This is a genomic window from Duganella flavida, from assembly GCF_009857445.1.
Taxonomy (GTDB): domain Bacteria; phylum Pseudomonadota; class Gammaproteobacteria; order Burkholderiales; family Burkholderiaceae_D; genus Rugamonas; species Rugamonas flavida.
Genome location: NZ_WWCN01000002.1, coordinates 275263 through 287963 on the forward strand (window position 1 = coordinate 275263; position 12701 = coordinate 287963).

11 protein-coding genes are annotated in these 12701 nt (G+C 60.8%); 7 read left to right on the forward strand and 4 right to left on the reverse strand.

The genetic code is table 11. The annotated features are described in order from the left end of the window. Positions 1-86 precede the first annotated feature (86 nt). Together ftsZ and GTP46_RS03620 are read left to right on the forward strand one after the other, a co-directional pair. Positions 87-1313 carry a cell division protein FtsZ gene (ftsZ, locus tag GTP46_RS03615; protein ID WP_161005251.1) on the forward strand — a complete coding sequence of 409 codons (1227 nt, stop codon included), beginning with the start codon at positions 87-89 and terminating at the stop codon, positions 1311-1313. Positions 1314-1390: 77 nt separating this feature from the next. Further along, the gene (locus GTP46_RS03620; RefSeq protein ID WP_161005252.1) at positions 1391-1894 is read left to right on the forward strand and encodes a peroxiredoxin; all 504 of its coding nucleotides are present in this window, start codon (positions 1391-1393) and stop codon (positions 1892-1894) included. Between the two features lie 52 nt (positions 1895-1946). Here GTP46_RS03620 and GTP46_RS03625 read toward each other — a convergent pair whose 3' ends face one another. After that, positions 1947-2723: a class I SAM-dependent methyltransferase gene (locus tag GTP46_RS03625; RefSeq protein ID WP_161005253.1), complete on the reverse strand. Its 777-nt coding sequence runs from the start codon at positions 2721-2723 to the stop codon at positions 1947-1949. An 80-nt stretch (positions 2724-2803) separates the two neighbouring features. On the opposite strand from GTP46_RS03625, the gene GTP46_RS03630 reads away from it, so the two are divergent. The 3 genes from GTP46_RS03630 to lpxC all read left to right on the forward strand — a co-directional run bounded on the left by GTP46_RS03630 (position 2804) and on the right by lpxC (position 5506). Then, positions 2804-3577, forward strand: coding sequence for a helix-turn-helix transcriptional regulator (locus GTP46_RS03630; protein WP_161005254.1), 774 nt, complete (start codon positions 2804-2806; stop codon positions 3575-3577). Between the two features lie 132 nt (positions 3578-3709). Next, positions 3710-4552, forward strand: a complete 843-nt coding sequence (locus GTP46_RS03635; protein ID WP_161005255.1) for a DMT family transporter — start codon at positions 3710-3712, stop codon at positions 4550-4552. Between the two features lie 18 nt (positions 4553-4570). Continuing rightward, positions 4571-5506 carry a UDP-3-O-acyl-N-acetylglucosamine deacetylase gene (gene lpxC / locus GTP46_RS03640; RefSeq protein ID WP_161005256.1) on the forward strand — a complete coding sequence of 312 codons (936 nt, stop codon included), beginning with the start codon at positions 4571-4573 and terminating at the stop codon, positions 5504-5506. A 6-nt stretch (positions 5507-5512) separates the two neighbouring features. Here the strand turns inward: lpxC and GTP46_RS03645 are convergent, their stop codons facing one another. Continuing rightward, positions 5513-5998 carry a DciA family protein gene (locus GTP46_RS03645; RefSeq protein WP_161005257.1) on the reverse strand — a complete coding sequence of 162 codons (486 nt, stop codon included), beginning with the start codon at positions 5996-5998 and terminating at the stop codon, positions 5513-5515. A gap of 180 nt (positions 5999-6178) precedes the next feature. Here GTP46_RS03645 and secA point away from each other — a divergent pair, with 180 nt between their 5' ends. Both secA and GTP46_RS03655 read left to right on the forward strand, forming a co-directional pair. Continuing rightward, positions 6179-8962: a preprotein translocase subunit SecA gene (gene secA / locus GTP46_RS03650; RefSeq protein ID WP_161005258.1), complete on the forward strand. Its 2784-nt coding sequence runs from the start codon at positions 6179-6181 to the stop codon at positions 8960-8962. Positions 8963-9033: 71 nt separating this feature from the next. Continuing rightward, positions 9034-10215 (forward strand): sensor histidine kinase, encoded by a 1182-nt coding sequence (locus GTP46_RS03655; RefSeq protein WP_161005259.1) that lies wholly within the window; start codon positions 9034-9036, stop codon positions 10213-10215. Here GTP46_RS03655 and GTP46_RS03660 read toward each other — a convergent pair. Beyond that, on the reverse strand, positions 10212-12197 hold the full coding sequence (locus GTP46_RS03660; protein ID WP_161005260.1) for a sensor histidine kinase: 1986 nt from the start codon (positions 12195-12197) through the stop codon (positions 10212-10214). The genes GTP46_RS03655 and GTP46_RS03660 overlap by 4 nt on opposite strands. 84 nt (positions 12198-12281) lie before the next feature. Then, positions 12282-12689 (reverse strand): type 2 periplasmic-binding domain-containing protein, encoded by a 408-nt coding sequence (locus GTP46_RS03665; protein ID WP_161005261.1) that lies wholly within the window; start codon positions 12687-12689, stop codon positions 12282-12284. Between the last annotated feature and the right edge of the window lie 12 nt (positions 12690-12701).

Consider the following 12701-nt stretch of genomic DNA (forward strand, 5'->3'; position numbering starts at 1 on the left):
ATATTAAACCGCAGTTTTCAATCCCCAGTTCTCCTACAATTATGAGGACTGGCGCTTGAAAACCGCATTCTGATAGGGAGTACATCATGGAGTTCGATATGGTCGATAACGCAGCTTTGGGTACCGTCATCAAGGTCGTTGGCGTCGGCGGTGCGGGTGGCAATGCGGTGCAGCACATGATCAACAAAGGCATGTCCGGCGTGGAGTTCATCGCCGCCAACACTGACGCGCAAGCGCTGTCGACTTCCAAGGCGCACAATGTGATCCAGATCGGCGACACCGGTCTGGGTGCTGGCATGAAGCCTGACGTCGGCCGCAAGCTGGCGGAAGAATCGCGTCAGCGTATCGAAGATTCGCTGCGCGGCGCGCACATGGTCTTCATCGCTGCCGGCATGGGCGGCGGCACCGGCACCGGCGCCGCACCGATCGTCGCTGAAGTAGCGAAGTCGCTGGGCGCGCTGACCGTGGCGGTGGTATCGAAGCCGTTCTCGCACGAAGGCCAGAAGTGCATGGACATCGCGGACGAAGGTCTGGAACAGCTGTCGGCCAACGTCGACTCGCTGATCGTGATCCTGAACGAAAAGCTGGAAGAGATCTACGAAGATGAATCGCTGATCGAATGGCTGCAACACGCTGACGATGTGCTGAACAACGCCGTTGCCGGTATCGCCGAGATCATCAACGTGCCAGGCCACATCAACGTCGACTTCAACGACGTGAAAACCATCATGGGCGAGCAGGGCAAAGCGATGATGGGCACCGCCACCGCTTCCGGCGTGGACCGCGCACGCATCGCTGCTGAACAAGCCGTGGCTTCGCCGCTGCTGGATGGCGTCGACCTGTCGGGCGCACGCGGCGTGCTGGTGAACGTCACCGCATCGCGCGGCCTGAAAGGTAAAGAGATCAAGGAAGTCATGGCTGCAGTGCGCGCGTTTGCCGCACCGGATGCGTCGATCGCACAAGGTATCGCTTACGACGACGACATGGGCGACAACATCCGCGTGACCGTGGTGGCTACCGGCCTGGGTAAAGCCAAGAAGCACGTGCAACTGGTACCGCAGCAGATGCTGCGCACCGGCACCCACAACAGCCCGATGATGCCATCGGCTGCCATGGGTGGCGCGGCTGCTGCACAAGGCCTGTCGATGGGCGCGGCCGGCGGCATGGGCGGCGGTGCATCGCCAGCGTTCGACGGCATGAAGGCGCCAGCAGTATGGCGTCGCGAGTCGGCATCGGAGCAAGTGCGCGCGATGGAGAAGAACGGTATGGAAACCTACGACATTCCTGCATTCCTGCGCAAACAGGCCGATTAAGGCATACTTCGGGTTCTATCCGAGGGAAGAGCCGCACCTTGGTGCGGCTTTTTTATATTTATAAAAGGAGTTTATCCATGACCATCAAGATTGGTGACCAGCTGCCAGAAGGCGCGCTGTCCGAATTCATCGAAACCGAAACCGAAGGCTGCTCGCTGGGCCCGAACACCTTCAACGTGCAGGATCTGGTCAAGGGCAAGAAGATCGCCATTTTCGGCTTGCCAGGCGCTTACACCCCAACCTGCTCGGCACAGCACGTGCCAGGCTACGTCAAGCTGGCAGCTGAGCTGAAAGCTAAGGGCGTGGATGAAATCTGGTGCGTATCGGTCAACGACGCGTTCGTCATGGGCGCATGGGGCCGCGATCAAAAAGCCACCGGCACTGTGCGCATGATGGCTGACGGTAACGCCGCCTACTCGAAAGCACTGGGCCTGGATGCTGACTTCAGCAAGTTCGGCATGGGCACCCGCTCGCAGCGCTACTCGCTGCTGGCCGTGGACGGTGTGGTTACCCAACTGAACATCGAACAAGGCGGCAAGTTCGAAGTCTCCAACGCAGAAACCCTGCTGGGTCAGCTGTAATCATTTGCCAATCGGCGAATGAATAAAACGGCGCTGCGGCGCCGTTTTCGCTTTAATAGATATCGCCGAAGTCGTGCTTGGCGCGGAACAGGGTGGAGTCGATGGTGAAGGAGTCGTCGGCTTGCACGGCGAAGTAGTGGCGCGTTTCTTCCGGGGCGGTGCGGAACAGGCTGCGGATGGCGGTCACGCGCTCGGCCGGTGTGCGCATGCGGGCGGTCCAGTCGTCGAATTTCATTTCCAGTTTCCAGTCCTCGATGCGCTCGGCTTTGAAGCCGGCGTCGCTCAGCATTTGCTGCCATTCTGACGGACGATAGTCGCGCACGTGCGAGGCGTCGCGCAGCAGTTCGACTGCTTGCAAGGTGGTGTCGTGCAGCGGCGCTTCCGACGCGGTGATGTCGATGATGGCCAGTACGCCGCGGGCTTTCAGTACGCGCTTTACTTCGCGTAATGCGGCCGGCACGTCCAGCCAGTGGTGCGCCGAGAAGCGCGTTACGACCATGCAGAACGAGGCGTCATCAAACGGCAGGCTGGCGACATTGCCTTGCTGCGTGCTGATGTTTTGCAAGCCGCGCTCTTGCACAGCACCGGCCACCACCGCCAGCATTTCGGGCGACAAATCGAAGGCCGTCACCGATTCCGCCACCGGCGCCACCGCGAAGCTGGCGTGGCCGGCGCCGCAGCCGAGGTCCAGCACCACCGGCCGCTTGGGCAGCGCTGCCGCCATCTCGCGCAGCTTCACCAGGTCCGCACCCTGTGCGTGGACGCTGCTGGTCAGGTAGGCGCTGGCGGTATTGCCGAACTGCTGGGCGACGACGGCTTGCTGTTGCATGATCTCTCTCCTCAAGATGGGTAAGTCAGTGCAGAATAGAGGGATCGCTATCCTGTAACAAGACAAGGACTTATCCCAGTATGACGACTACCACGCTAGGCGAATTCATCCGCACTCACCGCGAACGTACTACGCCGCAGAGTGTCGGCCTGCCATCCATAGGCCGCCGCCGCACGCCCGGCCTGCGGCGTGAAGAACTGGCGCAGCTATGCGAAGTCAGCCCGACCTGGCTGACGTGGCTGGAGCAGGGCAGGGGTGTGTCGGCTTCCGGCAAGCTGCTGGCGCGCATCGCCGAAGTGCTGCACCTCACCGCTGCCGAACGCACTTACCTGTTTAGCTTGGCCGAGCGCCTCGATCCGCAGCACGACGAAGACGAGGCCAGCGCGGACCAATCGCTGCAAGCTATCGTCGACGCCATCGACGGCCCGGCCTATATGCTGGATCGCCAGTGGGATGCGGTGGCATGGAACGAACACGCGCTGGCCCTGTTCGGCGGCTGGCTCGATGTGGAGGGGACCGCGCCGGCCAAGCCCAACCTGCTGCGCTTCATGTTCCGCAGCCCCGCCGCGCGCGGCCTGATCATCGACTGGGAAGAACGCGCGCGCCGCCTGGTAGCCGAGTTCCGCGCCGACACCGGCAAGCACGCCGCCCAGCAGCCGCTGGCCGCCTTGATCGCCGAGCTGGCGCGAGACAGCGCCGAATTCAGCAAATTGTGGCGATCACAGGACGTGGTCAGCCGCGAAGGCGGACAGCGCCGATTTCACCATCCGCGCGCCGGCGAACTCAGTTTCAACCAGGTCACGCTGCACATGGCCCAGCGGTATGACATGAAACTGGTGATCCTGCTTCCATAGTGAGCCTTGCTATAATCGAAACTGATGGTGCGGCTCGCGCCGTCCTGGCTCCCAACGTCGCCATGATGACGTTCTTCCGTCAAGGAGCTTCCCCTGTCCAGCCGTAACGAAAACCTGCACAGCATCTACGCGATGCTGGTTGCCGTCGCCATGTTTTCCTTCATGGATACCACCATGAAGCTGCTGTCCGCCCACTATCCCGCCACGCAGGTGACTGCCATGCGCGCGCTCAGTTCGCTGCCGCTGCTGTGCGCGTACATGCTGTATCGCGGCGCGTTCAAGGGCATCTTCAAGGTGCGCTGGCCGCTGCACTTGTTCCGTAGCGTGCTCGGCGTCGGCATGCTGACCATGTTTGCATTTGGCCTCAGTATGCTGTCGCTGGCCGAGGCGTATTCGATCTTCTTTATCGCGCCGGCGCTGATTACCGCGCTGTCGGTGCTTGTGCTGAAGGAGAAGGTTGGCAAGGGCCAGTGGGTTGCCATTGTGGTGGGTTTGATCGGTGTGATTGTGGTGTTGCGTCCCGAAGGTACCGGCTTCCTGTCGATAGGCGGGCTGGCGATTCTGGCGTCGGCCGCGTGCTACGCCACCACCGCCATTGTCAGCCGCGTGCTGGCGCGCTCGGACTCCAACGAATCGATGATGTTCTGGTATTTGATCCTGATGTCGGTGGGCGGCTTGAGCATGTCGGTCCAGCACTGGGTGCCGGTGCGCGCCGAGGATGGCTGGGTGCTGCTGGCGCTGGCCTTGAGCGGCTTCTTCGGTCAACTGGCTATCACCCGCGCATTCAGCTCTGGCAAGGCCTCGGTGGTAGCGCCGTTCGAGTACACGGCACTGGCCTGGGGCGTGGCGATCGACTGGCTGTTATGGCAAGTCCTGCCGGACGGTTATACCTTGCTGGGCGCCGGCATCATCATCGGCAGCGGCATCTATCTGGTGCGGCGCGAGGCGGTGCACGCCGAAGCCGAGCATCCCTAATCACGCTATAATTGCCCGATGTTAAAACAACGCACTATCAAAGAACTGGTCCGCACCACAGGTGTTGGCCTGCACTCCGGCACCAAGGTCGAGCTGACCTTGCGTCCGGCCGCGCCGGATACCGGCATTGTGTTCCGCCGCGTCGACCTGCAGCCGATGGTGGAATTCCCGTCCAGCGCCATGGCCGTGGGCGATACCCGCATGGCCTCGGTATTGGTCAAGGATGGCGCGCGCGTGTCGACCGTCGAGCACCTGATGTCGGCCTGTGCTGGCCTCGGGATTGACAATCTGTACATCGAAGTCAGCGCCGAAGAAATCCCAATCATGGATGGTTCGGCTTCGTCCTTCGTATTCTTGTTGCAACAGGCGGGCGTGCTGGAACAGCCGGCCGCCAAGAAGTTCATCCGCGTGCTGAAGCCGGTCGAAATCCGCGAAGGCACGGGCGACAAGGAAAAATGGGCGCGCCTGTTGCCGCATGACGGCTTCAAGCTCGACTTCTTCATCGAATTCAACCACCCGGCGGTGGACGGCACGCAGCAGCGCGCCCACGTCGATTTCGGCGATGTCTCCTATGTGCACGACGTCGCGCGCGCCCGCACCTTCGGCTTCATGCAAGACGTGGAAATGTTGCGCGGCATCGGCCTGGCCCGTGGCGGTTCGCTGGAAAACGCCATCGTCATGGACGAGTATCGCATCCTGAATTCGGACGGCCTGCGCTATGAAGACGAGTTCGTGCGCCACAAGATTCTGGACGCGATCGGCGACCTGTATTTGGTCGGTCACCCGCTGCTGGCCAGCTATGAAGCGCACAAATCCGGCCACGCGCTGAACAACCAGCTGCTGCTGGAATTGCTCAAGCACCCGGATGCCTACGAAATCGTGACTTTCGAAAGCCAGGAAGTGGCGCCGCAATCCTACGTGCGCCAGATGGCGCGCGAGTGGGCGCTAACTTAAGCTGATTTAACCGCCGCCGGCGCGGCGACGGGCCACCATGGCCTTCACCGCGTCGATCAGCGCGCTGTTCTGTGCGCTGGCTTCCAGTTCCTCGCTGAGCTGGTCAAACGCCTCAACGGCAGCCGGCGGCAACTCCAGCGACCGCATCTTTTCCTTGATCTCGGCCGGCTTGGCCATCTGCACTTTCAATTTCACGCCGAGGACCTGCCAACCGCGCCGGGCCAGCGTATCTTGCAACTTCGGCAATTGCTGCTTGAGCTTGGCTGCCAGCGCCGTGGTCGGCAGCGATAGCAGCAGCTGGCCATCCTCAAACGCCAGGATTTCGCAGTGCTTGAACATGGCCGGCAGACAGTCGGCGCAGTCTTTCTGCAGGCGCGCCATGCGCTCAACGGCCGGCAGCAGGGCGGCCATGCGGTCGTTCCGGCGCAGGAAATCGGTGGCACCCACCGCCGTTGGGCGTTTGAGCGAGATATTGGAGGAGTTGAATCGCATGCGGCGAACCTTATCACAGCCCCCCAAAATCGTCACCACCGGGTAAAATCGGTTGATTTTGTGACATTATGGTAGCCTCGGCTATTGTTATCCAAGGCAATAACCCAATGTAGCACCGGGCGCGTGATAAAATCATCGTCCTTTGTCGTAGTCGAACCCTTTTAACCGGCCTTCTCAAGCATGTCTTTACTGACCAAGATTTTTGGCAGCCGCAACCAGCGACTGCTCAAGCAATACCAAAAAACGGTACGCGAGATCAATGCGCTCGAACCAGCGATGGAACAACTGTCCGACGCCGAGCTGCAAGCGAAGACGCCCGCCTTCAAGGAACGCATCGCCAATGGCGAAACCTTGGACCAGATTCTGCCGGAAGCTTTTGCGGTCTGCCGCGAAGCCTCGAAGCGCGTCATGAAAATGCGCCACTTCGACGTGCAGATGATCGGCGGTATGGTTCTGCACTACGGCAAAATCGCTGAAATGGGCACCGGTGAAGGTAAAACCCTGACCGCAACCCTGCCAGCCTACCTGAATGCGCTGTCCGGCAAGGGCGTGCACATCGTCACCGTCAATGATTACCTGGCGCAGCGCGATGCCGAAACCATGGCCAAGCTGTACAGCTGGCTGGGCCTGACCACCGGCATCAACCTGTCGCAGATGCAGCACGCCGACAAGCAGCAAGCTTACGGTTCGGACATCACCTACGGCACCAACAACGAATTCGGCTTCGATTACCTGCGCGACAACATGGTGTTCGACGCCAAGGACCGCGTACAGCGCGTGCTGAACTTCGGCATCGTCGATGAAGTTGACTCGATCCTGATCGACGAAGCCCGTACCCCGCTGATCATCTCCGGCCAGGCCGAGAATCACACCGACCTGTACTACAAGATCAATGAAGTGCCACGCCTGCTGACCCTGCAGGTTGGCGAAGAAACGCCAGACGGCAAAGGCAAGGTTGAAGTCCCTGGCGACTATACCAAGGACGAAAAAGCCCACCAGGTCCTGCTGACCGAAGCCGGCCACGAAAAGGCCGAAGCCATCCTGACCAAGATGGGTCTGCTGCCAGAAGGCGCTTCGCTGTACGACTCGGCCAACATCACGCTGGTGCACCACCTGTACGCGGCGCTGCGTGCGCACGCGCTGTACTTCAAGGATCAGCACTATGTAGTGCAGAACAATGAAGTAGTGATCGTCGACGAATTCACCGGCCGCCTGATGACGGGCCGCCGCTGGTCGGACGGCCTGCACCAGGCTGTTGAAGCGAAAGAGGGCGTGAAGATCCAGAACGAGAACCAGACCCTGGCTTCGATCACCTTCCAGAACTACTTCCGCATGTATTCCAAGCTGTCCGGCATGACCGGTACCGCTGATACCGAAGCCTACGAATTCCAGGAAATCTACGGCCTCGAAACCGTGGTGATCCCGCCTAACCGTCCGTCGCAGCGTAAAGACCGCCAGGACCAGGTGTACAAATCGGCGCAGGAAAAGTACAACGCCATGATGCTGGAAATCCGCGAGTGCTACGACCGCGGCCAGCCAGTGCTGGTGGGGACCACCTCGATTGAAAACTCGGAACTGCTGTCGGGCATCCTGACCGGCGCCGGCCTGCCGCACAACGTGCTGAACGCGAAACAGCACGCCCGCGAAGCAGAGATCATCGCCCAGGCGGGTTCGCCGAAAGCCATCACCATCGCCACCAACATGGCCGGTCGCGGTACCGACATCGTGTTGGGCGGTAACGTGGAAAAACAAATCCAGTTCGTCGAAGCCAACCCGGACCTGAGCGATGCCGACAAGGCCGCGCAAGCGCAAGCACTGCGCGACGGCTGGCAAGCGCTGCACGAACAAGTCGTGGCTGCGGGCGGCCTGCACATCGTTGGTACTGAGCGTCACGAATCGCGCCGCGTGGACAACCAGCTGCGTGGCCGTGCTGCACGCCAGGGTGACCCGGGCATGTCGCGTTTCTTCCTGTCGCTGGACGATCCGCTGCTGCGCATCTTCGCGGGCGACCGCGTGCGCGCCGTGATGGACCGCCTGAAAATGCCGGAAGGCGAACCGATTGAAGCGGGCATCGTTTCGCGCTCGATCGAATCGGCGCAGCGCAAGGTTGAGGCGCGCAACTTCGATATCCGTAAGCAGCTGCTGGAATACGATGACGTGTCTAACGACCAGCGTAAAGTCATCTATCAACAGCGTAACGAGCTGCTGGAAGCGGCCGATATTTCGGAACTGATCCAGTCGCTGCGCCACGGCGCCTTCACCGACATCGTGCGCGAATACGTGCCGGCAGAATCGGTGGAAGAACAGTGGAGCATCCCGGCCCTGGAAGCGGTGCTGGCTGCCGAGTGGCAGATCGACGTGCCGCTGCGCGCCATGCTGGAAAAAGATCCTAACCTGAACGACGAAGACATCCTGAACGCCGTGCTGGCTGCGGCCGATGCGCTGTACCAGTCGAAAGTGGACATCGTCGGCAAGGAATCGTTTGGCGGCTTCGAGCGCAACGTCATGCTGCAATCGGTGGACTCGCACTGGCGTGAGCACCTGGCGGCGCTGGACCACCTGCGCCAGGGTATCCACCTGCGTGGCTACGCCCAGAAGAATCCGAAGCAAGAGTACAAGCGAGAAGCGTTTGAACTGTTCGGCCAGATGCTGGACATGATCAAGAACGAAGTCGTCAAACTGATCATGACCGTGCGCATCCAGTCGCGTGAAGAGATCGATGCAGCGGAAGCCGCAATGCAGCAGTCGCATGTTGAGAACGTGAGCTACCAGCACGCCGACTTCAACCCGAACGCCGCACCGGAAGACCTGCTGGCGCCGCCGCAATTCAGCGGCCTGCCGCCGGAGCTGGCCAGCCTGACGGGCGAACAGCTGATGGAGCTGGGCCTGAAAGTCGGCCGCAACGATCCTTGCCCATGCGGCAGCGGCAAGAAATACAAAGCCTGCCACGGCAAGCTGGCATAACAAACAGACGTACAAAAATAAACCCGTAAAGTTGCGAAGCTTTACGGGTTTTTTTATTAGCGGAGGCGAGTATGGGGCAGTCCTTGGACGCGGATATCGCGACGATAGAAAAGATCAGCGCGGTGCCGACCATACTGGAGGCGGTGGCCGAGATGACGGGCCTAGGCTTCGTTTGCGTCGCGCGGGTGACGGCGGACTCGTGGCACACCTGTGCGGTGCTGGATAAGTTGAACTTCGGGCTGAAGGTGGGGGCCGCGCTGGATGTGACCACTACCTTGTGCGAAGAAGTCCGGGATACGCGTTCAGCGGTCATCATTGATTCGGTGAAGGATAGCGAGCTGTATCGCGACCATCACACGCCCAGGATGTACGGCTTCCAAAGCTACTTCTCGATACCGTTGTTCCGTCCAAGCGGCGAATATTTTGGTACCTTGTGCGGGCTCGATCCGGTCAAGGCTGAACTTACGGAGACGACCACGCGCAATACCTTGATGCTGTTCGCCGAGTTGATCAGCCGCCAGTTGGCGAGCGAAGTGGTACTGGTCGAAGCGCAGGCGGCACTCAGCGATGAAATGAAAACTGCCAAGATGCGCGAGCAGTTCATCGCCATGCTGGGACATGACATCAGGACGCCATTGAGCACCCTGATGAACGGCACGGAAATCTTGCGGCATCACGCGCCGCCGTCGCTGAAGCCGCTGTTGGATACCATGAAGCGCAGCAGCCAGCGCATCGCCACGCTGGTGGACGAGGTGACGGATTTTACGCGGGGACGGATGGGCGGCGGTATTTCGCTCAATCTGCGCCATGAGAGCCAGCTGGAAGTGCCGCTGCAACAAGCGATAGCGGAGTTGCGCAGCGTGCATCCGCAACGCGAGATCATCGCCGAGCTACCGCCAGGGCTGGCGCTGTTGTGCGATGCCTCGCGCCTGGTCCAGCTGCTATCCAATTTGTTGAAGAACGCCATCGTGCACGGCGATCCCTTGTCGCCGGTGTATGTGACTGTCCGCCAGTCGAATGGCATTTTCGAACTGGCCGTGACCAACAGCGGTCCTGCGATTCCGGAAGGCGTGCAGGCGCAGCTCTTCAAGCCTTTCTGGCGTGCCAGCCAGGCTGCGGCTGGTCAGGGTCTGGGGCTCGGCTTGTTTATCGCGTCGGAAATCGCCATCTCGCACGGCGGCGTATTAGAAGTCGTTTCCACTGACAGTGCGACGACCTTTACCTATCGTTCTTACAGCGCTGATCTTTCTTAAGTCCGCTGAGGCGCGCTGCGCGGCAGCAGCATGCGCACTGCGGTGCCGATGCCCGGTGCCGAGTCGATGGTGATGCGGCCGCCCAGGATGCCCGTCACGATGTTGTAGACGATGTTCATGCCCAGGCCAGTGCCGCCCTGGCCCATCTTGGTGGTGAAGAAGGGATCGAATACGCGTTTCAGTACATCGTCCGCCATGCCGCAGCCGTCGTCGCTGAACAGCAGTTCGATGATCTCGTCGTCCACCACTTCGGCGCGGACGGTCAGCGTGCCGCCTTGGCTGTTTTCAAACGCGTGGTTGATGGCGTTGTTGATCAGGTTGTTCAGGATCTGGTACAGGCCGCCTGGGTACGAGTCGAAGCTGATATCGGCAGGAATTTGCAGCACCACCTCGCACGGCACGCGGCGCAGGCGCGGCATGTAGGTGGCGACGGTGTCATGCACCGCTGACAGCAGGTTGAAGCTGCGCCGCTGGTCGTTGGTCTGGTCCACCGCAATCTGCTTGAACGAGGAAATCAGTTCGGCCGCCTTGTGCAGCGAGCCGGAGATCAGCTGGCTGGCCATGCGCACTTCTTCCAGATGTGCGGTCAGCTCGGAGCGGCGCAGGGCGCCTGCGGCGACGTGGGCATCAAATTCCTGCACGCGGTCGCGCAGCGCGGTCGAGGCCAGCAGGCTGTTGCCGATCGGCGTATTCAGTTCGTGCGCGATGCCGGCCACCAGTGATCCCAGCGACGCCATTTTCTCCGATGCCAGCAGTTCATCCTGCGTGTGCTGCAGCGTTTGCAGCGCGGTGCTGAGGTCGGCGTTGGCGCGTTCCAGCGCGGCCGAGCGTTCGCGCACGCGGCTTTCCAGCGAGACGTTGAGGTCTTTCAGTTCGCGCTTGGCGTTCAGTTCTTCGGTCAGGTCCAGCAGCGCCCAGATGATGGCGGCGTTGCCGTCCAAGGTCAGCGAGGACGACCAGATTGCCACGCTGCCAACGCTGCCATCAGGCAGCAGCACGCCGGCAATCGCGCCATGCACAGCGCCTTCGTCGCGGTACATTTTCCAGATGCGGTCGCGCTCTATCGGGCTGGCCCAGAATGGCACTTCGTCGCTGCGCTTGCCGATCAGCTGGGTCGCGGTGGGGCCGAAGGTGTGCACCAGCGCGCGGTTGGCAGCCATGATGCGGCCATCGCGGTCGGACACGGTCAGTGGCAGCGGCGCCATATCGAACAGGGTTTTAAAGCGTGCCTCGGATTCCGACAAGCGCTGCTGCGATTGCTCCAGCTGTGCGATGCGTTCGCGCAGCGCCGCGCTCATGGCGTTCAGGGTGCGCGAGAAGACGGCGATCTCGTCGTCGCCTTGCACCGGCAGCGCCTTGCTGTAATCGCCTTGCGCAATCTGCTGTGCGTCGTCGGTCAGCGCTTCCAGTCGCCGGCCTATGCCTTGCGTGAAGACGAAGAACATGAGCATGCCGACCGTAAAGCCGATCAGCGAAATCACGCCGCCCTGGATCAGCACTTCATCGCGCGCCTGTTGCAAATCCTTGGTGGAGAGGCCGAAGTTGATGCTGCCGATGCGGTTATCTTCCAGCAGCAGCGGCGAGCGCGCGTGCAGGGTGGCGTCGCCGATGATGGTGCGTACGCCTTTGAAACTGGTGCCTCCACCTTGCTTTAAAATCGCCGGCAATGGCATGTCGCGCTTGCCCACGGCAATGATAGGCCGGTCGTTTTCGTCGAGGATGGTGAGGTAGCGCAGGAAGCTGTCGTCCGGATCGGACAGCATTTCAGCGAGATAGGAATTCAGCTCCGGCAAGCGGCCGTTGACGGCGTAGGAGCTAAGAGAGAGGTTGAGCGTGACCGCATATTCTTGCGCCACCCGCTCGGCATTGGTGTTGACCGCATGGTTCATCAAACGCAGGCTGTTCCAGATCAGGACACCGACCACCAGTGCCTGGATGACTGCACTCAGCATCAGGAACCGCGCGCGTAACGAAAGACTCAAAACGTTCACTCCTTGTTGGGCAATGGCAGGAGCTCACGCGCCTGCCGCGCGGGTAGCGCGGCAGGCTGGCAGGGCGACCTGGGGTTAAGGCAGGGTCAAAATTACTTTGACAGTGTCGTCAACTGCCGACTTGTCAATATACCCGATTGCCTTCGGATCAGCAGCAACTGCTTTCTTCACCTCGGCGCTGTTCGGGAATTCCTTCGGCGGCGTGGCTTTACCGGTGAACACCAGCTTGGACCACAGGGCCTTGACCTGCGCCGCATCTTTGTCCGCCACCTTGTGGTAGAACTCGTTGCGGATGGCCGAGCCGTCGGCCTGGTCAACCGGCGTGAACAGGTTGGATTTACCGAGGAAGAATTGCGATGCCTGTTCCGAGAACATGCGGGTCGCCGGATTTTGCTTGCTGACGATGACGACGATTTCAGCCGATGCCGGTACGGCAGCTGCAGCCATTGCGGACAGCAGGAGAGCGCTTGCGATTTTTTTCATTATTATGGTCTC

Bases quoted from the DNA above. Each gene is read 5' to 3' on its own strand.
- ftsZ (WP_161005251.1), top strand. From the start codon at position 87: ATGGAGTTCGATATGGTCGATAACGCAGCTTTGGGTACCGTCATCAAG.
- GTP46_RS03620 (WP_161005252.1), top strand. From the start codon at position 1,391: ATGACCATCAAGATTGGTGACCAGCTGCCAGAAGGCGCGCTGTCCGAA.
- GTP46_RS03625 (WP_161005253.1), bottom strand. From the start codon at position 2,723: ATGCAACAGCAAGCCGTCGTCGCCCAGCAGTTCGGCAATACCGCCAGC.
- GTP46_RS03630 (WP_161005254.1), top strand. From the start codon at position 2,804: ATGACGACTACCACGCTAGGCGAATTCATCCGCACTCACCGCGAACGT.
- GTP46_RS03635 (WP_161005255.1), top strand. From the start codon at position 3,710: ATGCTGGTTGCCGTCGCCATGTTTTCCTTCATGGATACCACCATGAAG.
- lpxC (WP_161005256.1), top strand. From the start codon at position 4,571: ATGTTAAAACAACGCACTATCAAAGAACTGGTCCGCACCACAGGTGTT.
- GTP46_RS03645 (WP_161005257.1), bottom strand. From the start codon at position 5,998: ATGCGATTCAACTCCTCCAATATCTCGCTCAAACGCCCAACGGCGGTG.
- secA (WP_161005258.1), top strand. From the start codon at position 6,179: ATGTCTTTACTGACCAAGATTTTTGGCAGCCGCAACCAGCGACTGCTC.
- GTP46_RS03655 (WP_161005259.1), top strand. From the start codon at position 9,034: ATGGGGCAGTCCTTGGACGCGGATATCGCGACGATAGAAAAGATCAGC.
- GTP46_RS03665 (WP_161005261.1), bottom strand. From the start codon at position 12,689: ATGAAAAAAATCGCAAGCGCTCTCCTGCTGTCCGCAATGGCTGCAGCT.